The sequence below is a fragment of the Bacillus haikouensis genome (genome assembly GCF_013179555.1).
Classification (GTDB): domain Bacteria; phylum Bacillota; class Bacilli; order Bacillales; family Bacillaceae_B; genus Rossellomorea; species Rossellomorea haikouensis_A.
The window spans coordinates 1-19,807 of the sequence record NZ_JABMCR010000053.1 but is presented as its reverse complement, the minus strand read 5'-3'; the positions used below and the strand labels follow the sequence as shown (position 1 = coordinate 19,807).

Annotated in this window: 19 protein-coding genes and 4 tRNA genes; 3 read left to right on the top strand and 20 right to left on the bottom strand. The window is 43.8% G+C overall.

Annotated features, from left to right (window positions below; genetic code table 11):
* From HP456_RS25315 to HP456_RS07350, 5 genes are all read right to left on the bottom strand, one after another.
* On the bottom strand, positions 1-717 hold a 717-nt coding region (locus HP456_RS25315; protein ID WP_172249551.1), incomplete at its 3' end, for a sigma 54-interacting transcriptional regulator.
* A gap of 375 nt (positions 718-1,092) precedes the next feature.
* Positions 1,093-1,166: transfer RNA gene (locus HP456_RS07365), tRNA-Gly, on the bottom strand.
* Between the two features lie 19 nt (positions 1,167-1,185).
* A tRNA-Trp gene (locus tag HP456_RS07360) sits at positions 1,186-1,259 on the bottom strand.
* Between the two features lie 112 nt (positions 1,260-1,371).
* Positions 1,372-1,452 (bottom strand) — tRNA-Tyr (locus HP456_RS07355).
* An 18-nt stretch (positions 1,453-1,470) separates the two neighbouring features.
* A tRNA-Ser gene (locus HP456_RS07350) sits at positions 1,471-1,563 on the bottom strand.
* A gap of 196 nt (positions 1,564-1,759) precedes the next feature.
* Between HP456_RS07350 and HP456_RS07345 the strand changes: the two genes are divergently transcribed.
* On the top strand, positions 1,760-2,638 hold the full coding sequence (locus HP456_RS07345; protein WP_172249549.1) for a helix-turn-helix domain-containing protein: 879 nt from the start codon (positions 1,760-1,762) through the stop codon (positions 2,636-2,638).
* 181 nt (positions 2,639-2,819) lie between these two features.
* On the opposite strand, the gene HP456_RS07340 is transcribed toward HP456_RS07345, so the two are convergent.
* The 4 genes from HP456_RS07340 to HP456_RS07325 all read right to left on the bottom strand — a co-directional run bounded on the left by HP456_RS07340 (position 2,820) and on the right by HP456_RS07325 (position 5,397).
* The gene (locus HP456_RS07340; protein WP_172249547.1) at positions 2,820-3,053 is read right to left on the bottom strand and encodes a ferredoxin; all 234 of its coding nucleotides are present in this window, start codon (positions 3,051-3,053) and stop codon (positions 2,820-2,822) included.
* A gap of 215 nt (positions 3,054-3,268) precedes the next feature.
* Positions 3,269-4,291, bottom strand: coding sequence for an NAD(P)/FAD-dependent oxidoreductase (locus tag HP456_RS07335; RefSeq protein ID WP_172249545.1), 1,023 nt, complete (start codon positions 4,289-4,291; stop codon positions 3,269-3,271).
* 27 nt (positions 4,292-4,318) lie between these two features.
* The gene (locus tag HP456_RS07330) at positions 4,319-4,795 is read right to left on the bottom strand and encodes a RidA family protein (protein ID WP_312857739.1); all 477 of its coding nucleotides are present in this window, start codon (positions 4,793-4,795) and stop codon (positions 4,319-4,321) included.
* Positions 4,796-5,049: 254 nt separating this feature from the next.
* Positions 5,050-5,397 (bottom strand): 2Fe-2S iron-sulfur cluster-binding protein, encoded by a 348-nt coding sequence (locus HP456_RS07325; protein WP_172249543.1) that lies wholly within the window; start codon positions 5,395-5,397, stop codon positions 5,050-5,052.
* 179 nt (positions 5,398-5,576) lie between these two features.
* On the opposite strand from HP456_RS07325, the gene HP456_RS07320 reads away from it, so the two are divergent.
* On the top strand, positions 5,577-6,383 hold the full coding sequence (locus tag HP456_RS07320) for an aspartate dehydrogenase (protein WP_172249541.1): 807 nt from the start codon (positions 5,577-5,579) through the stop codon (positions 6,381-6,383).
* Positions 6,384-6,442: 59 nt separating this feature from the next.
* Here HP456_RS07320 and HP456_RS07315 read toward each other — a convergent pair whose 3' ends face one another.
* The 9 genes from HP456_RS07315 to HP456_RS07275 all read right to left on the bottom strand — a co-directional run bounded on the left by HP456_RS07315 (position 6,443) and on the right by HP456_RS07275 (position 14,352).
* On the bottom strand, positions 6,443-7,120 hold the full coding sequence (locus tag HP456_RS07315; RefSeq protein WP_172249539.1) for a GntR family transcriptional regulator: 678 nt from the start codon (positions 7,118-7,120) through the stop codon (positions 6,443-6,445).
* A 353-nt stretch (positions 7,121-7,473) separates the two neighbouring features.
* Entirely contained in the window at positions 7,474-8,007 is a 534-nt protein-coding gene (locus HP456_RS07310; RefSeq protein ID WP_172249537.1) for a chromate transporter, read from the bottom strand.
* Positions 8,004-8,600, bottom strand: coding sequence for a chromate transporter (locus HP456_RS07305; protein WP_172249535.1), 597 nt, complete (start codon positions 8,598-8,600; stop codon positions 8,004-8,006). The genes HP456_RS07310 and HP456_RS07305 overlap by 4 nt, the downstream gene beginning before the upstream one ends.
* A 51-nt stretch (positions 8,601-8,651) precedes the next feature.
* Positions 8,652-9,125: a GlcG/HbpS family heme-binding protein gene (locus tag HP456_RS07300; protein ID WP_172249533.1), complete on the bottom strand. Its 474-nt coding sequence runs from the start codon at positions 9,123-9,125 to the stop codon at positions 8,652-8,654.
* 25 nt (positions 9,126-9,150) lie between these two features.
* Positions 9,151-10,614, bottom strand: a complete 1,464-nt coding sequence (locus tag HP456_RS07295) for an aldehyde dehydrogenase family protein (protein WP_172249531.1) — start codon at positions 10,612-10,614, stop codon at positions 9,151-9,153.
* Between the two features lie 101 nt (positions 10,615-10,715).
* Positions 10,716-11,444, bottom strand: coding sequence for an iron-containing redox enzyme family protein (locus tag HP456_RS07290; protein WP_172249529.1), 729 nt, complete (start codon positions 11,442-11,444; stop codon positions 10,716-10,718).
* 255 nt (positions 11,445-11,699) lie between these two features.
* Positions 11,700-13,163: a hypothetical protein gene (locus HP456_RS07285; RefSeq protein WP_172249553.1), complete on the bottom strand. Its 1,464-nt coding sequence runs from the start codon at positions 13,161-13,163 to the stop codon at positions 11,700-11,702.
* Between the two features lie 31 nt (positions 13,164-13,194).
* Positions 13,195-13,965, bottom strand: coding sequence for a creatininase family protein (locus tag HP456_RS07280; RefSeq protein WP_172249527.1), 771 nt, complete (start codon positions 13,963-13,965; stop codon positions 13,195-13,197).
* A gap of 54 nt (positions 13,966-14,019) precedes the next feature.
* Positions 14,020-14,352: a 2Fe-2S iron-sulfur cluster-binding protein gene (locus HP456_RS07275; RefSeq protein WP_172249525.1), complete on the bottom strand. Its 333-nt coding sequence runs from the start codon at positions 14,350-14,352 to the stop codon at positions 14,020-14,022.
* 281 nt (positions 14,353-14,633) lie between these two features.
* Here HP456_RS07275 and HP456_RS07270 point away from each other — a divergent pair, with 281 nt between their 5' ends.
* Positions 14,634-14,969 carry a hypothetical protein gene (locus tag HP456_RS07270; protein WP_172249523.1) on the top strand — a complete coding sequence of 112 codons (336 nt, stop codon included), beginning with the start codon at positions 14,634-14,636 and terminating at the stop codon, positions 14,967-14,969.
* 409 nt (positions 14,970-15,378) lie between these two features.
* On the opposite strand, the gene HP456_RS07265 is transcribed toward HP456_RS07270, so the two are convergent.
* Together HP456_RS07265 and HP456_RS07260 are read right to left on the bottom strand one after the other, a co-directional pair.
* The gene (locus tag HP456_RS07265; protein WP_172249521.1) at positions 15,379-16,764 is read right to left on the bottom strand and encodes a hypothetical protein; all 1,386 of its coding nucleotides are present in this window, start codon (positions 16,762-16,764) and stop codon (positions 15,379-15,381) included.
* A gap of 857 nt (positions 16,765-17,621) precedes the next feature.
* Positions 17,622-19,562 (bottom strand): PTS fructose transporter subunit IIABC, encoded by a 1,941-nt coding sequence (locus tag HP456_RS07260; RefSeq protein WP_172249519.1) that lies wholly within the window; start codon positions 19,560-19,562, stop codon positions 17,622-17,624.
* Positions 19,563-19,807 lie beyond the last annotated feature (245 nt).

Sequence of the window (19,807 nt, the reverse complement as noted above, 5' to 3'; positions counted from 1 at the left end):
TCCATTCGCTAGTTCGAATTTACCTGCCTTGCCCCCTTTTCTTGAGCCAGTAAAGGACCCCTCTTCAAAACCAAAAAACTCACTTTCCAGTAAAGCTTCGGGGATAGCAGCACAATTCACTTTAATAAATGGACCCCCTGTCCTTGAACTAGCCTGATAAATCGTATTGGCTACAACTTCTTTCCCTGTGCCGCTTTCCCCGGTTATAAGGACCGTTGAATCAGTAGGTGCGACTTTTTCAATTTTTTTAACGATCGATAGAATCTGGCCATCATTCCCAACCAAATCAGTAAATAACTCTTTCTCCTTACGATTCTTTAATTCATCCTCTAAGTATTTTGTATAATCTTTTAATCTCTCAAGCTCTTTCGTCAATTTTGTCACTTCAGTGACGTCCCTGAACACAGAAACAGCACCAACTATTTCTTGATCCCTTCTTATTGGAATAATGTTGGCAACCACTCTTATGTTGGTGGTATCCACAAGAAACTCAGAGTTAATAATAGGGATTCCCCTCTCAAGCACTTCAATAATTCTTGCATTCGGCTGACTTTGTTTAAGAGGTTTCCCGTGAATCGTATTAACCGGGATGCCCAATATTTCATAATACGATGAATTGGCAAACACCACCTGCGTAAGTGAATCGATAATAATGACACCTTCATGCATGTGATCAAACACTAGCTTATAATCTAGTGTGGGGTTTTCTCTTATCATCCTAAAACCTCCTTGTCCTTAATATTATTTCGACGCCCTAATTAATAGTTTCTATTATAATAATAATAAAAGACAAGGGATTTATGAACCTGATATGTGAGCGGCGCAGTGTTTTTAACGCTACTCTCACTTCATTTACAGAACTATTCTTGGAATCAATGGAATGGTGTTTAGTTATGGAGCATTTTTTCCTTAAGACGGGAAAACTTCAACCAAACGTTTGTTTTAAAAATGAGTTGTTTTGTATAGGAGAATAGTAGATGGAGGAATACTGAATAAATTTGAATACTATAATTCACACATTAAAAAAGGTCTATTCTTATACTTCCACCACAAAGATGAGGAAATACTAGAATGGACCATTTATTCGAATATTGGAGCGGGTGATGGGAATCGAACCCACGACATCAGCTTGGAAGGCTGAGGTTTTACCATTAAACTACACCCGCATTTTATTAGAAGTAAAGATGGCAGGGGCAGTAGGAATCGAACCCACACCAAAGGTTTTGGAGACCTTCGTTCTACCGTTAAACTATGCCCCTGTAAAATAGATTAATAAATGCTCTTCGCTCTGAGTGTATTGCTCCGCTTTTGCTGCGCAAAGGTAAAGGATGCTTATTTTCACTCCGCTTTCGCTCCGTGAAAAAAGCTAAATGGAGGGGGGCAGATTCGAACTGCCGAACCCGAAGGAGCGGATTTACAGTCCGCCGCGTTTAGCCACTTCGCTACCCCTCCATGAAAGAATAAAAGATATGGCGGAGGAAGAGGGATTCGAACCCCCGCGGGCTTTAACACCCCTGTCGGTTTTCAAGACCGATCCCTTCAGCCGGACTTGGGTATTCCTCCGTGTATAAGTCTCTTAATTCGTGAAGACCTATATTAATCTATCAATTCATTGAAAAAATGTCAACTCTGAGAAAGTACTTGCTTATTTTGGCTTAGCAAACACCTGAAAAATATCCATTCTCGAGCATGCTGCCGTCCCAATATGGCCACTCTCTGTTAAAATATAAAAACATAACCTTTAAAAGGAGGACTGGCCGTGGATTACTCTGTTATAGGAAAAAAGATAAAAGAACTGAGGAAGGTCGTCGGTCTTACTCAAGGGGATCTGGCTGAAGGGATCTGTACGCAGGCACTGATAAGCCGCATGGAAAAAGGCGATATCTATCCCAGTGCCGCTGCTCTATACCAAATCGCCGTTAAACTCGGGGTCGACGTCAATTTCTTCTTTGAACTCGGCACCAATCCGCGGCTTGATTATATTCGAGAGGTAGAGAAGCAATTTCAAATTCTAAGAGACGATAGAAAATACGAAGAGATGAACGAATTGGTGAAGACGGAAGAAAAGAATCCACTTTTCTACAAAGATAAAGAGAAGCTTCAACTTTTATATTGGCATAAAGGGATCTATACATTTGAAGTTAAGAAAGATACCGATTCAGCATTATCATGGCTGCACCAAGCATATCAACTGACCTCTCATCAGAAAAAGGCGATGTCAGAAAGAGAAATGCAAATCCTAGCGGCGACAGGTACGATCCATGCTTCGCTTCACCACCATGAGGAAGCACTTGAATATTACCGGAAAGTTGAAACTGCCTTGAAAACAACCGAACTAGTACACGATAAATCTATCAAAACCAGGTTATTTTACAACATTTCAAGAGTGCTGACACGAGTCGGCCGATCTGACGAGTCGACCGCTTATTGCCTCAGCGGAATCAAATGGTGTTTCGAGGAAGAACTTCTTTGGGGACTTGGCGAGCTCCATTATCAAGTCGGGTATAACTACGAGTTGCACGATGACTTGGAAAAGGCACTTCCTTACTTTCGGAAAGCATTGCATATGTTCGAACTGAGAAATGATGAGATGAATCATTCTTTTCTTGCATCGAAAATTAAGAGAATTTCAGTATGAGCCATGGGGATTTGTCTCTTTCTCCACGGCTCTCAAGCGACTCTCCTAGCTTCCCCAACCACAACCAAAGGTGGGTCAAGTGAAGGAATAATCATATGGATTTGTCCACTTCGATGGAATGCTTCCATTCATCTACAAAATCAAAAAGAACAAAAAAGAAAACGGGACATGTACTTCCCGTTTACTCATCGTTAAATGGGGCTTCCGACAATTTAATCGATTCCGTCGGACAATCTTCATATGCTTCTTCAACGTCTTCGAGGTATTCTTCCGGAATGGGGGTGCTGCCTTTGTTGTTATCGAGCAGCACGTATGCCAGTCCTTCTTCGTCATAGTCGTATACTTCAGGGGATGATACACCGCAGGAACCACAGGCGATGCAGGTTTCCTGATCGATGATGGTGTATTTAGCCATAATCAATTAATCTCCTTTCCTTGTTGAAAGTATCTGACGCTCCGTTTGAGTACTTCCCTGATTCTTATCCAGAAATAAGTTTTTTTGGTCTTCCTTATCATGGTCGTATACTTTAGAGGATGATATGCCGCGACACTTGCAGGCAGTGCAGGTTCCCTGGCCGGTGATCTTGTTTTTGCACATTTTCACTCAATCTCCCTTCTATTTTATACGTATCAGGCTTTAATGACTTCTTTCGTTTCCGTTTTGCCCATCACACTTGTACTATGTAATGGCTGGACGCGTGCCGTAGGGTCTACATATTGTTTAGCATGACTAACGGCGACAGGGGCTTCCCCGAAACCTGTTGCAATAAGTTTTATTTTCCCTTGGTAGGTGGCGATATCGCCGACGGCAAAGATTCCTTTGATATTCGTTTCCATTTTGTAATCGACGACAATGGAGTTTTTCTCGATTTGAAGCTCCCAGTCTTTGATTGGTCCGAGTGAAGAGATAAAACCATAATTGACCAGTACATCATCTACATCGATGATTTCCGCACACTCTTTCTTGGCGTGCTGCAGGACGACATGGGTGATCCTGGAACTTTCCGATCCCAATTCAGTCACATTGAATGGCGTCTTGACCCTGACACTGGAATTCATCAACTGCTGTACGCTATGTTCGTGGGCCCGAAATTTATCTCTCCGATGAACCAGAGTGACTTTTTCCGCAATCGGCTCCAGCATATTTGCCCAGTCCACTGCAGAATCACCGCCTCCGCAGACAAGTACTTTCCTTCCTTTAAAACGGCTTAGATCATTGACGAAATAATGAAGATTTTCATACTCTTCATTTTCCTTTTCGACTCCCAGTTGACGAGGCTTGAATGCTCCTGCGCCTGCCGTCACGATGATTGTCTTAGTTTTGTGGACGTACCCTGTGTTCGTCGTTAATAAAAATGACTGATCCTGAAGCCTTTCCACCTTCTCCACCGTCTGCCCAAGGCTGACAGAGGGATTGAATTGATTCGCCTGTTCCAGTAATCCATCCACTAAATCCTTAGCAAGCACTCTTGGAAACCCCGCCACATCATAAATATATTTTTCAGGATATAAAGCTGAAAGCTGACCGCCCAGCTGAGGCATACTTTCAATGATTTTCACGTTCATCTGGCGCATACCTGCATAGAACGCTGTAAACAATCCTGCCGGCCCCCCGCCGATGATGGTGACATCAAAATTTTGACCTTCACTCATATACGTAACCCCTTTCCTTAAATCTTTTTACCTTTTCAGTAAAAGAAGCAAGTCTGTCTCGACAGCTGCATTGCCAGGCAAGGAACTAACACCCACCGCACACCTGGCGTGTTTACCACTGTCACCGAATAACTCCATTAACAAGTCTGAGGAACCGTTAATCACTTTTGGGACATCCGGAAAACCCGGCTTACAACTGACATATCCGGTGACTTTCACAATCCGGTCTATCAAACTCAGACTTCCGATTACATCTTTGACAATTGCAAGCTGATTGAGGGTGGTCAACTTCGCAGCGTCATACCCTTCTTCGAGCGAAAGGTCTTCTCCGACTTTTCCCTTATAAGGAAGGCTTCCATTCCACTTACAGGTCACACCGCTTACGAACAAAAATGGATCTGCCTGGACCGCCCCTAAGTAATGTCCGGATGGTTCAGGCTTATCCGGAAGAGATAACCCCATTGATTCAAGCCGCTCTTCAACTGACATCAATTGTTTTTCCACATCTATCTTCCTTCCTGTCGGCGAATACCTTAAGCAGCCGGTTTAAGAGGTTCGCAAGAGATCCTGATTGTTATTTTTGAATGTACATGGTTTATGAGAATAATACAGATTGAGGTTTGCCTGTCTATTGCAGAAAGAACAATTAACTCCTTCTGGCGCTTTGCGGATATGAGGGACGTCTAATAGTTCAATTGCCTTTGTCACATGCTTTGTACATGTCCACATTTGTTTCACCTCTCCATTTAGTGTGCAAGCTATTTATTCACTATTTCTTTTTTGATTTTATCCGGCTTTCTTTTTTTCACGACCCTGGTTGTTTCTTCATTCCAGGAAATCGTGACATCCCCATTCGTCACAAATGTCTGGCATCCAAGTCGATAACCTTTTTCGAGCCACTCTTCCCCGAGCTTTCTCCGCTCCTGTACTTTCACGTTATCCAGATACTCGGCTCCATCCTCGATCTTGCAAAGGCACGTCCCGCAAATGCCTCCGCCGCATTTGTTCGGAAGGTCGCCATCATATCGTAATGACATTCGCAATATATTTGAGTTTTCAGGTACATCCAGCACTTTACCACTTGTAGAATAATTGATTTTAGGCATCGAGTATTCCTCCCTTGATCCTTCTTGGTATACAATATACCATAAGCGTAATATTCTGACAACGATATTTTTAGTCATTTCTAATTTTTCTGAATAATTATTGATAAATAATGAGTCGGTTGGTATACTTCTTGGTATACCAAAGTCCAGACACTCTATATGAAAGCGGGGACTCTATCATGCTAAAAATAGGATTAATAGGGTATGGAGCGATAGGAAAAGATGTCGTCTCCTATATAAAAGAAGACAAAGTAACAGGGGTAAAAGTAGAGGCGATCCTGGTACGCAACAAGGAACAATATGAAGAATTGAAGACTGGGGAATTCACAGTGACAGACGATGAGGAATGGTTCTTCTCTTCCTGTATGGATGTAATCATCGAATGTGCCGGTCATGAAGCTGTCTATCTGTATGCTGTGAAGGCTCTCTCATCCGGAAGTCATTTCATTACGGTTTCGGTGGGGGCATTCTCTGACCAGCAGCTTTATGATGAAGTGACTGGGGCAGCAAAGAAACATGAACGGAAATTGATTCTTCCTTCGGCTGCTATCGGTGGACTTGATCGGATTGCTGCTTCTTCTATCAATGAGCTGGAGGAAGTGAAGCTCATCACCCGAAAGCCTCCAGCTGCCTGGAGAGGGACTATCGCGGAAGAGAGCGTGGATTTAGACACGATCAGCGAAGTGTATACGATTTATGAAGGAACGGCACGCGAGTCCGCCAAGCTATTTCCGCAAAGCACGAATGTATCTGCAGCCCTTAGCATTGCGGGGGTGGGGTTTGACCGGACAATGGTGGAGGTGCTGGTAGACCCTGAAGTGAATCACAATACTCATCAAATCGTGGCTAAAGGATACTTTGGAGAGGTGGAACTGACGATTCAGAACACTCCTTCAGCCGACAATCCCAAGTCAGGTTATATCGTAGCGATGAGCATTTGCAAAGCATTGAGAAATCTGACCTCACCTGTAGTGATCGGAATCTGAAGTCAAATTAGATTCCATAAAGAAAGACTGTGTCACGTATATCCGGACACAGTCTTTCTTCATTTCCTCTTTACTTTTTCCTTTTGTTTCTCGATGAACTGAATATAGGCTTTCTTGGAATTTTCAATATGGATCTTGGTCAAATATTCAGCCATATCCGCTTCTTTATCCCTTACCGCTTTCATAATCTGTATATGTTCCCTTATGGATTCCTTTCTCCGTCCCGGTGTTTCATATCCCATATTGGCAGACATCTGTATATAATCTGTCAAACCCGACAGGATATCGAAGAGCTTAGGGCTTTTCGCCGCTTTATAAAGAAGGAGGTTCATTTCGATGTGTTCGGTATCTCCCCCTTCGACTTCATCGCTCTCCATTGCTTCTAGCTTTTCAATCTTTTCATTGAACTCTCCTATGAGGACCTCATCCATCTTCTGGGCAGCAAGCCTTGCCGCCAGTACTTCGAGTGAAGAAAGAATGGTAAATACTTCTATGACTTCCTCTTCAGAAATATTGGACACGATCACTCCTTTTCTCGGGACTGTTTTGACAAAGCCTTGCGACTCCAGCCTGAATAACGCTTCACGAATCGGTGTCCTGCTTATTTTCAATTGACTGGCAACCTCCCTTTCTATCAGGCGGTCCCCAGGTTTGTATTCACCACTCAAAATCAAATCTTTCAAGTAAAGATAGGCGCGCTCACGGATTGAAAGTAGTTCCTCTTCTTCCCACTTCATTAGATTATCTCCTTCTCCGATATTAAATCGCTTTCTGTCTATTTTATCAAAGAGTTTGTCATTTTCACATTATTAAGAAAAGGTTAGGTGTACATTTTGTTTAAGCTATTCTAATAAATGCCTTCTAATACCGCTTTTGATTTCCGTGCAATGCTTCGCTTTCCGCGGGCGGCCGGTGAGCCACCTCTTCGCTGCGCTCCTGTGGGTCTCACCTGTCTCGCTTTTCCGAGGGAGTCTTCGTCTTGCACTCCAATCAACAGCTAGATTCGTTTTAACAATTCTTCTACACTGTTTTTTCAGATCCTTACTAAAGCAAAAACGACCAAGTATCAACTTGATCGTCGCTTTACATCTCAATATGAGAGAAAAATCCCCCCGTATACCAATGCACACAGGATGACAACGGCCGGATGTATCTTCAATTTTTTCATAACAAGGAATCCTGCTGCCGTCAAAATGACGAGATGTAAGATGCCGCTCTTCTCAAAGGCAGTCAGGAAGAACTGAAACGCCAATACACCCAGTAGAATGGCAATGACCGGTTGTACAGAGAGTGTCATCAGTTTGACCTGGGGAGAATCCTTAAAGTGAGTCACGAATTTAAATAGGATGATGACGGCAATCGCAGAAGGCAGAATGGTGGCTGCAAGAGCGATCACTACCCCCAGCGGCCCCCCTACCTCATACCCGATGAAGCCAGCCATCTTTGTTGCAATCGGACCGGGCAGAACATTGGCGATTGCAAAGAGATCCCCGAACTCATTCAGTGTCATCCACTCATATCGGTTAACCACTTCATTCTGGATCAACGGTATGGTCGAAGGCCCTCCGCCGTACCCCAGAAGATTCGATATAAAAAACGCCCAGAAAATATCCCAATAAATCATACGCTTTTTTCCTTTCTTGGCTCGACATGCTGGTGCGCTGCATCCTCTGCTCTCTTCTTATACAGCGCAACAATAAAGGCACCAAGCAGACACGCTCCGATCATGATCCCCGGATGCAGATGCAAAAACTGGATAAGCACCAGGGATGCGCCACCAAGTCCAGCCGCAATCGGCATCCCAAGACCTTTTCGGGCTTTATCCGCAAACTTGTAGGCCATTTCGAGGAGCATTACGCCGATGATAGGCGTCACTCCCTGCACCATTCCGCTGACAATCGGTGATGTCCTGAATTTGTAGAGGAGTCCGAGCATGAAGAGCATCCCGAACAGGGACGGGAGGATATGGGCAAGTATCGCCACAGCTGCTCCCAATCCCCCATTGACCTTATAGCCGATATACGCTGCCATCTTCGTTGCGATCGGTCCGGGAAGCGTGTTGGCTAGCGCAAGTGTCTGGCCGAACTCTTCTTCCGTCATCCATCCATACTTTTTCACGGCTTCATATTCTATCAGCGGTATGGTGGAGGGACCTCCCCCATAGCCGGTCACACCTGTTCTGGCAAATCCAATCGTAAGGTCCACATAAGATTTCATATCTCGACTCCTTCTTTCTATACATTATGGTCAGGACCTTTGGGTTATCAATTATTTCTTAATGTCTGCTTCTGTTACGACTTCATAATCCTGTAAGTGTGTTTGCAATGCCTGGAGGGCTGCTGTACCGACAGCTGTATCCTGTTCGCCATTTCCTCCGCTGACACCGATTCCGCCTATGACTTCCCCGTCAACCACAATCGGGAACCCGCCAACGAAGACCGCGAATTTACCCGGAAGCATCTGCTGGATTCCGAATGCCTCGTTGCCTGGCAGGACGGGGCCGTTCGGTTCCTTATTAAATAGATGGGTGGAACGCTTGTGGCCGGCTGCCGTGAAGGCTTTAGCAATGGCGATTTCAGGACCCGTGATTCTTGCGCCGTCCATCCGTTCAAGCGCAATCACATGGCCGCCTTCATCGACAATGGCAATGGTTTCTAAGACATTGATTTCTTCTGATTTCTTTTTTGCTGCTTCAATGATTACTTTCGCTTCTTCTAGTTCGAGTCTAAGTATTTGTTTCATAACTACATTTACCCCCAGAAAAAATTTAGTATCCTATATATACAGTTTTGATTTGAGTGAAAAAGTCCAGACCCGCTCTGCCTGATTCCCGGAACGTCGAGGTACTTGATTTCTTAATGCCGCCGAATGGGGCATTCATAAGGTTCCCTGTTGTCGTCCTGTTGACTTTGACCGTGCCTGCTTTGATGTCCTTCGTAAAACGATGGGCAGTCTTCAGGTCATTGGTTACGATTGAAGCAGACAATCCATATTCTACACCGTTTGCGATATTCAGTGCTTCTTTATAATTTTCCGCTTCAATGACCGAGATGACGGGACCAAAGATTTCTTCCTGGGCAATTCTCATCAACGGCGTTACATCAGAGAAGATGGCAGGACGCACGTAATACCCTTGTGAAAAGTCCCCTTCCGTCACATGTTCACCGCCATACACCAGGTTGGCACCTTCCTCAAGTCCTAACCTGATATAGTCTAAGACATTCTTTAATTGCTTTTCACTCGCTAATGGACAAATCGTGACACCTTCTTCAAATCCGGAACCCATTTTAAGTGTCTTTGTTTTTTCAATCAGTGCTTTCAAGAACTTCTCTTTGACCTCTTTCATCACGATGACCCGGCTGGTTCCCGTGCAGGCCTGACCGGTCAAGTTGTAGCCGCCGTTGACCGTCAGGGTGGCAGCAAGCTCAATATCAGCATCTTCCATGACGATGAGAGGGTTCTTTCCTCCAAGTTCCATCTGTGTTCTCGTGTCGAAGGATACATTCCTGTGGATACGCTCACCTGCACCGGTAGACCCCGTGAACGTAACAGCTTTCACTGCTGGGTGGTCAACCAGGCTGTCGCCTATTTCTTTGGAATGGCCCGTGATGAAATTCAGTACCCCATCAGGCAGTCCTCCGTGGACCAGTGCTTCCACTAACCGGTAAGCAACCAAAGGTGTTTCAGAGGAAGGTTTGAATACTACAGTATTACCTGTAATCAATGCAGGAGCTATTTTTCTGGCAGGGATGGATAATGGAAAATTCCACGGTGTGATGACCGTAATGACTCCCAGCGGCTCAAGACGTGATGAAACATCCATTTCCTGATCATCCTGCGGAAAGGTCTCTCCGCTGTGGCTTTGCCCTTCCACCGCATAGTATTTCAATGTTTGGGCAGACCTGAGCACTTCACCGCGGGAAGCCCCGACCGGTTTCCCTTCTTCCCTTGTCAATTCTTCCGCAAACTGGTCAACGTGATCAATCAAATATTGGGCAGCTTTATTAAGGATCGCGGCTCTTTTTGAAGGGGAAGTGTTCGCCCAGGAATGGAAGGCCTCATCAGCGGATTCAATCGCCCGTTTCACATCTTCCTTAGTCGATGCCTGGAAAATCCCGACTACCTCATCTTTTTTTGCGGGGTTGTGACTGACGAATGTTTTCTCATTTGAAGATTCCTTCCATTCGCCATTGATGAGGTTTCTATAAAGCTCAGCTTTTGCAACTAGCATATGAAACATCCTCTCTATTTATTTCTTTTGGATATGATGAACAAATGGCAGTTCCCCTCAAGGAAACTGCCACTTATTTATTTTTCATCTTATTCTAAGTATTAAGCTTGGACCAGACTTCCTAAATCCTGTTCAAGGTACTCTCTCCACAAGCCGTCCATATACATACGGCGCATCTTCGCACCGACACGTACGATTTCCAGACACTCCTGCTGAAGCTCAGGTGTATCAGCATGTTCAAGGACAATCTTGAATCCGCGCTCACCATGAATTTCGTCAGATACGATGTGCAGATCGAAGAATTCGATTTCCTCATCTGTAAATCCATATTTTTCACGGAGGATAGGCGTTTGTTTACGATAAATATCAGGCACTTGTGATTCCAATCCGACAACCAGGGCAGCCGTAGCAACCACGAAATTTTCACGGGCAGCCACTGAGTAACACCAGCTTTGCAGACCCAGCGTCGTCGCTGCCATGTTCTTTGGATCTCTAACTCGATCAGCTGTCGTACCACACGCTTCAGCAAAACGGATCAGCAAATCCGTATGGCGGTCAGCAGCAATTTCTTCTTCGTACATATTTTGCAGTGTAAAATCCTTTGCATCTTCGAATTTCGGATGATCCGGTGTGTTGTGATAGATATAAGATAGATAGTTGGCAAATGGTCCAACATAGTGGTAATGGTTTTCAGCCCATCTTGCAAAGTGCTTTCTCTCAAGCTTTCCCTCTGCCCAAGCTACTGTAAAAGGCGCCTTTTGACTATGGTTTCCTTTGATTGCTTCTTCCAGCTCTTTGCGGAATTCATCTTTAGATAATAGATTTGTCACGATCAATCTCCTCCTAAAAGTGTGCTTCAGAAACTCACTTGCACATTGTATTGTGTATTTTGTATACCAAATAGTGTCGAAAAAATAACTATATCTATCTTCTCACTGACACAATCACATCCAAGAGATACAGTCATTTATTACACGCTTCTATATTCGCCTATTTGGTATACCACTGACTTTATACTACCCTATGAAACTTTGTTTGTAAATATACTTTTCAGATTTTTTAAAAATTTCTAACTTAATCACTTTTTACATGAACAAGATCGCCGCCAGCGTTGCAACCACCAGTCCAGTCATGACAGGTATGAAGTTCTTTCTGGCAAGCTCCAAGACCGAAACACCACAAAATCCGGCAACTGCCACAAGTGATGACCAGGCAATCAACGTTCCTCCACCAGTCCAAACAGAACCCATCTGTCCGATTGCAGCAAGAGTACCGGGATCGATGCCTGCCGAGTTGGACATTGCCCCCGATAAAGCACCCACCAGAGGAAGTCCGGAAAATCCTGAACCATCCAGTCCCGTAATGATACCGACTAACAGGATACCGAACGCACTAAAGAAAGCGTTTTCAGGAATGGCTGCTTGGGCGGACTGAACCAGGTCGAATAGAAAGGCAGGCTTTGCACCTTCTTCACCCAGGGATAGAATCGAACCGGTAAAATCCGAGCTGCCCAGGAAGAAGAACCCTGCAATCGGTATCACCGGTCCCATGGCACGAAATGCAAAGACAAAGCCATCAGTGATATGATCTCCGATTTTATCAAGGGCATGAATCCTCCCGAATGCAACCGAAGCCAAGATAAGCAATACAGCGGCTACGCCTCCGATAAATGCCGCACCGTCCCCCCCTGCAAAAGTGCCTGCTTCACTGTTTCCTATCTTAGAGGAAAACATAAAGATCATGACGGCAAGCATAGACAAAGGTACGAGGATGGCAAACACTTTACCCCATATTTTCTTTCTGTGGCCAATGGCCACTTCGGATGCTGCAGATACTTCAGCTTCCACACTATCCTCGTCAGCTGTCATTGCGTTCAGTAGATCGACGGCATTCTGTGCTTCACCACTATTAGGTTTGGCAATCGATTTGTACATCATCGCATATGCGACTGCAACCGCCGTCACCCCGGTAATAACGGACAAAACCATTGCTTTGTCCGCAACCTGGACCGTGTCCATTCCCCCGGAAGTAGCCGTGAGCATCGGCGCAATCTGCATGATGTAGTCGGAAGATAAAGCCATCCCCTGTCCTGAAATAGCCACAATCATCGCAGCACCCATCGCCGGAAGTCCTGCCCGCATCGCAGCCGGTACAAGCAGCGCACAAATGAGCGGAACAGCAGGAGTCGGCCAGAAAAACAAGGAAATCACATACGTCACAATCATTAAGACAAAATAAGCAATATGCCCGTTTACCATGACTTTTTGAATCGGAATAATCATTCTCTGGTCCGCCCCGAGATCTTTCAGTGAGTTAAGAAGCGCAACCATAAGGGTAATGATCAAAAAGATGCTGAATAATTCTCTTGCTGCAACCATATTGGCATTGAAGATCGCCATAAAGCCCCCGACAACGGAACCCTTATATACCCATGCAACCAGGAATGTCCCTACAATCGTCGGCAGTACAACCCCCCTGCGAAACAACATCGTGACAATGACAACCAGCGTAACCAGAGCATAAAGCCAGTGAGCAGCAGATAACTCCAAAAGCATTCACCCTTCCCCTTTTTATCGCATTCTAATTCAATAATTCAATTTCAATCCCCAATAATTCTCTTAGCGATTCTGCAATATTCTCTGTTGCCTCTGTCACAATCTGTTCCCCAATTTCTCTCGTTGCTTTTGTCGCGTCTCCGATGCAGCCATTTTTCGTCATTTCCTCATACCGGTAAAATCCTTGAATAGCCTTGCCTGGTCTTAATTGTTTATATCTCCCCCCTTCACAGAAATCTCCAGCTGAAAGCTTGTCCGGTCTAACAAGGTAAGGCGCTAAATATAGGGCTTCAGATACTTCCCGCTCACAACTGTGACCAAATATCGGGGATTGGATGAATTGATGGATGGACATTTTTGCAGAAGAAGTTGTCTTTGCATAATAAATCTCGACCTCTTCCTCCTGTGACAGAACCGTGCTTGCCACACCTAAGGTTGATTGGTTTCCCCCGTGTGCGTTGAGGAATAAAAATTTTTTGATCCCTTGATGTTTCAAGGACTGAACCATGTCCCGCAAAATTGCGATCAATGTATCAGGCTTCAATGAAATCGTACCGGGGAAGTTCAGATGATGCGGAGATACACCCATATTGATGGTCGGTGTAACAAATACATATGGATACATGCATTCTGCCAATTTCTTCGCCATTTCGGTCGCAAGGACGGCATCGCAGCTCTCTGCCATATGGGGGCCGTGTTGTTCATGGGCTCCAACGGGTATAATAGCCATCTTCACAGTATTGAGTGCTTCTTCTACTTCTTCCCATGTCATATTCGTTAATAGATAAGAATTCAATGATATCTCCCCTTTACGAAATACGGTATTTTGTATACCGAAGAAATAAAAAAATTATCCCCTTGATTCAGCTGCTTCCCTTTTCCTTTTCTTCACGTCGATACCTTCCTGAGTAAGTTCGATATCCGCCTTTATACTAAGCTGGCAAGTAAGCCGATAGTTCTCCCCTACCAATTCCCCCAGCATTTTATCCTCTTTCCAATTTGGCGGATCCAGCTCTTCCATTCCTTTCAGCACTTTGCACGTACACTTTGTACACTTGCCCATCCCGCAGCCATATTTCAGCTTAGGAAACTGTTTGATACCTGCGAGTACTACAAGATTTGCTCCTTCTTTTACATCCTGCTCAATGGTCTCCCCATCCACAAACAGCTTTACATTTGGCATAAAAACACCCCTTACTGTGACATTTATCACAATTTTTAGAATTTTCTTCAGTATACCGTTGAATCTTTAAAATTGTAAACCCTTCCGTCAGCTTTTCTTACAAAATAACTTCAAGTATGTCTTCTTAAATGCTGATATATAAAGGGGTTATCCTAACTAAACACATAAAAATAAAAAATTCTGAACATTCTATTGATTATTTCCTGCACTTGTTTTAGACTATGAATAACAAGTTTTGGTATACCAAATACTAAAACAGAAATAGAGGAGTGGTTTTAAAGATGGAGAAGTATATCGTGCTAACCAATAAGGAGACCTTCCAAACCGTACTGGAGAATGACGGGTTTCAACCTGTAGAAACCTATCATTTCTATTTTTTTGACAAATTAAAATCAACGTATACGATCGCCAGGGTACTGGATGATGATGCTAAAATTCAACTCTACGAAAAGTATGAAGGGAAAGAGTATATCAATCATATCCGAATGAAGTTCTTCGAATCATTCGAAACGATCGATGGGGCACGCGAGGAACTATATGAAATCGTCAAAGCTAATGGAAACAGCGAAGACTCGAAGCATTCAAAGCTGGTCAAGTCTGACGAGCTGGCTGTTTAGAATTTACTTAAGAGGTGAAAAAGAGGAAAGGGCTCTTTTATGTGAGAGTTTTTTCTTAGAGACCTATTTTCAATATGCTCGAGATTAGGCTGACTGTCCCATAAACGGAATTGTCAGCTTTTTGTCTTTCGTACTAAAGTGAGACTATAACTGAATAGATGTGGATTACTGTCTATAACCGAATCCAACAGTTTTTCGGAGTGGGGGACGAAGACTCCTGCGAGAGAAGCGTATTAGATGAGACTTATCCAGTTTTGATGCTTAGAGGCAAGATACTCCTTCCCGGCCTGCTCTCAGAAAGCGGAGTTATGCACGGAAATCAACAGCAATTCATAAAAAGAGTCAAATCTAATAATAAAAAAACACCTCCCTTCAGTACAGCGGAAGAAGGAGGTGTTTTCTTTTTTGATCATATTAACAGCTGTAATACAATAAGGTACAGCAGGGCCAAGCACAGAAAAGAGATCGTAAATAATGAATTCCAGTTCGAGACCTTATATGAACTCGTCTTCACGATCGTGGACATCAGCCCGATCGTGGCATTATATGGCCCCATCAAAAAGGCGGCCACCGCTCCGGCAAGCATCGAAACCGTCAAGATATACGGCGAAACATCCAGGCTATGAGGATCAAGCGTTCCTGCAAGGAGTGCAAGAGACACCGCAGGGTGAAGGCCGATGAACGCCAAAATCAATGGAATCAACGGGATGAACAAGATGAAGATCTCGATTCCGATTACATTCTTAAATAACATGATCCATCCATTCACCACATGGTCCGCACTGGAGAACTCGATGGCCGATAAAAAAAAACCTGCCGACAGAAAAATAAAGAATTGGTCTTTCATTTTTAACAAATGATGATGATAATGTTCCACGAGCCCTGATGTAAAGCTTCCTGCTTGTCCCAATAAGAGACACCATGCGAACACAAAAGGTATGACCAAAAGTGATACCACAATAAGGAACGAAAGAGACAGCGCATGTTCCAGGATAGAAATCATGATATTAAAGAGCAAGATGGCAATGAGGATATGGGATAACTTCCCAGCTCGCCTGCTTTTTACGCTTTCCCCCTCAATAGCAGCTGCTGTTTCATCGATTGCTGTGTTTGTACCAAAAGAAGCACGTTTCCGCTTCATATATCCGCCTGTGTACCAATCAAGCAGAAGCCCCATGACACTGAGCGGAAGAACATAAGGAAGTATTGCACCCCATTTCACTCCCGTCATATCAATGACGATCCCCACGATAGGGGTGACAGGCGCCCACATCAAAGGCATTGAAAATCCATGTGTTATAGCCCTGCTCATGAATCTCTCTCTATTCTCCAAAGGAAAACCATCTGCTGCAGGCCTGACAGAAAAATACGTCATCGGCAATGTAGCCAAATTCATAAAAATACTAAAAAAGTAAGATATCCCCGAGGTCAGGCTGTATAAGCTTGTTGAAGACCGGACCCTCTTTGCAATAAAACCTTGAATATTTTCTGAATAATTCCCGAACTTGATCGGAAGTGCCAGCAAAGGTACCAAAGCGAACAGTGTAAGAAGATTTAGCATCGGACCGAAAGAAAAAAGTATATCCCCAATCCCTGCATTACTCTTCAACAGCATAATTAGTCCCAGAACAAGGAATGCTCCCCCAATCAATCTGACAAACTTACTCACTTTCAATATAGTCATTGACACAATCACAAAACAGATTATAGAGATCACATGTGAAAGATCAAATCCAGTTAATAATTCATTCAGCAAATATAGTACAATCGAAACTCCCGATAACAGTTTAATCATGTAATCACCGCATTTTTTTCTGATTATTCTTTATATTATACCTCTTGAGAATGAAAATCAATTAGTTGGTATACATTATTTCAATAAAAAGATAGTAAATAGATCTCATCATGCATTCTTACATTGTTAAAATAACTCATGGATACTTAATAAAAGTCCTTTATATCAATGTTTTGCAAGGTTATTACAACCTTACTTCATTGGTTATGGTATACCAAACCACCGTGTAAATCAATTTTAATCGAATATTTCTCGGATTAATTAGTATTTGGTATACCATTTTGTTGACTATTTGAAGTAATCCGCTTATAATCAAGTTATAAATCGCAACCTTTAGGAGGACACTATATGTTCCAATTCTTATTTGGCTCAAAACATGCTCTAGAAAGAGCAAATCGTAAACTGGCGCGGCTGAAAAGGACCTTAAAGTTTTAATAAAATAACATTTGAAAGGAAGACTTTCTCATTTGTTATATGAAGTCAGAGGAAGTCAATATTTTCGTTAACCTCTGTTGCCGGCTCTTTTTTGCAGCAATCATTAGAAAATGGCTTGTAAAAATGGGCCAATTCAAACCAGCAAATGTAAAAGTGGTTGGATAATGTTTACCATCAAAAAATAGCGATTCTAAGCTTCCGCAATACAGCCAGGGGACCTTTTGTTTTTGAGCAGTCGAACTGTTCATAACACTCGGTTCCACTATCAACACATAAACTTCAAGCTCCCTGTACTCCTATAATTCCTCCATCAGATGAATGAGCCTTTCCGTTCGAGAAATTATATTCATATGGGACACTGTACCTGTCCCCCTGTCCCGCCAAAAAGCCCGTCTCTCATCATCGAGAAACGGGCTTTTCCATTATTTGATTTCTTCCAACAATGCGAAAGCTTCTTCTTTGCTTTTCACATTCATTAATTTTTCACGATACTGTTCATCCATCAACTGACGGGACAGCAGCTGCAGGATCTTGAGGTGTTCATTGCCTTCACTTTCTTTCGGAACGGCAATCATGAAGATTAATTTTGCTTCAGAGCCGTCCAGGCTGTTCCAGTCGACTCCGTCCTTCTTGATGCCGAAGACCACACTGGGTTTGGTGACAGCATCTGATTTACCGTGAGGGATCGCGATGTTCATGCCGATTCCAGTCGTACTTTCCTCTTCCCGGTTGATGATGGCTTCTTTGAATGACACGGAAGATGTGATACTTCCTGTTTGTTTTAACATGTGAATCATTTCATCGATTACATCGTCGCGAGTGGATCCGTCTAATTCTATATTAATAAGACGTAAATTTGTGATATCCGTTAATTGATTGATTTCATTGATTTCAACCTCAGACTTAGGCACTTCTTCCGTTACTCTTTCCGGCTTTGATTTAACCTCTTCTTCTGTCTCTTCACTGCCGGTATCTTCTTCGTGAATTTCCTTCTTTAGTAGATTCACGACTAATGCTGTCACAATTGCCCCTGCAATCACGGCGATAAAGAACATCAACACGTTATCTACCGCACCAAGAACAGCAACGATCGGGCCGCCATGTGCCACTCGGTTTCCTACATGTCCGAGCATGGCGATGACCGAACCTGTCATCGATCCGACCATAATACTCGGGATCACCCGCAGTGGATCTTGTGCGGCAAACGGGATTGCTCCCTCTGTTATGCCGAATAGCCCCATCGTGAACGATGCTTTTCCTGTTTCTCTTTCAGCAGGCTGGAATTTCTTTTTTCCTATGAATGTTGCAAGCCCCATTCCGATTGGCGGGATACAGATGGCAGCCGCGATCGGCCCCATGATTTCATAATTTCCTTCTGCAATCATCGCAGAGCCGAACAGGAAGGCTACCTTGTTGACCGGACCTCCCATGTCGAATGAGATCATTGCACCTAGTATCAATGCTAGTAAAATAGAGCTTGTCCCCTGCATGCCTGCAAGCCAGTCGGTCAGTACCGTGAAGATTCCGGCTACTGGAGCACCAATCAGGAATACAAATGCCAATCCGACAATCAAGGATGCAAGAACCGGTATAATGATGATCGGCATGATGGGCTGGATCGCTTTTGGAACTTTGATTTTCTTAATATAAAGGGCAACATAACCTGCCAGGAAACCGGCGATGATTCCACCGATGAATCCTGCACCGGCTTCGCTTCCATAGAAGCTTCCATTCGCTGCGATGTACCCGCCGACCACACCCGGAGCGAGACCAGGTCTGTCGGCAATACTGTATGCGATGAATCCTGCCAGAATCGGTACCATGAAGGTAAATGATGCTCCTCCAATGGCCTCTATGCTTTTCCAGAATGAATCTTCAGGAATGGTCAATCCACCCGGCGTTTTCACTCCGCCCATCGTCAAAGCAACGGCAATCAATAATCCTCCGATCACGATGAACGGAATCATATACGATACACCGTTCATTAAATGCCGGTAGATCGGGTTCTCCTTCTTGTCATTCCCCTTCTTTCCTTCACCAGAGGCAGCGTGATGGACCGGCACATCTCCGCTCATGACTTTTTTGATGAGCTGTTCAGGCTTGCGAATACCATCCTGCACGCCGGCAGCCAATACCTTCTTACCATGAAAACGATCTTTATTGACTGTTTTATCTGCAGCAATGATGATGCCGTCTGCTTCTTCAATATCTTTCGTTGAAAATTCGTTTTCGACTCCTATCGAGCCCTGTGTTTCAACTTTTAATTGGACGCCCAGCTCTTTTGCCGCTTTTTCCAGGTTCTCAGCAGCCATATAGGTGTGGGCGATTCCATTCGGACAAGATGTGATCGCTAATAGTTTCATCTTTAAGTCTCCTTATCTATTTCGTAATCGCTTACATATACTGTACACCTTTGTGCGCGCACATAAAGTCCTTTCTTTTACCGGAGCCTCCGGTAAAACGGCAAAATTAAAAAGCAAGGCACCAAGTACCTTGCTTAATCCCCTTGTAAGATATATAAGAATTGCATACGATCCGTTTCCTTTAGAAGTGATTGGATCCGATCTGGATCTTCACTTAACCGGGAGATTTCCATGAATAACTGTTT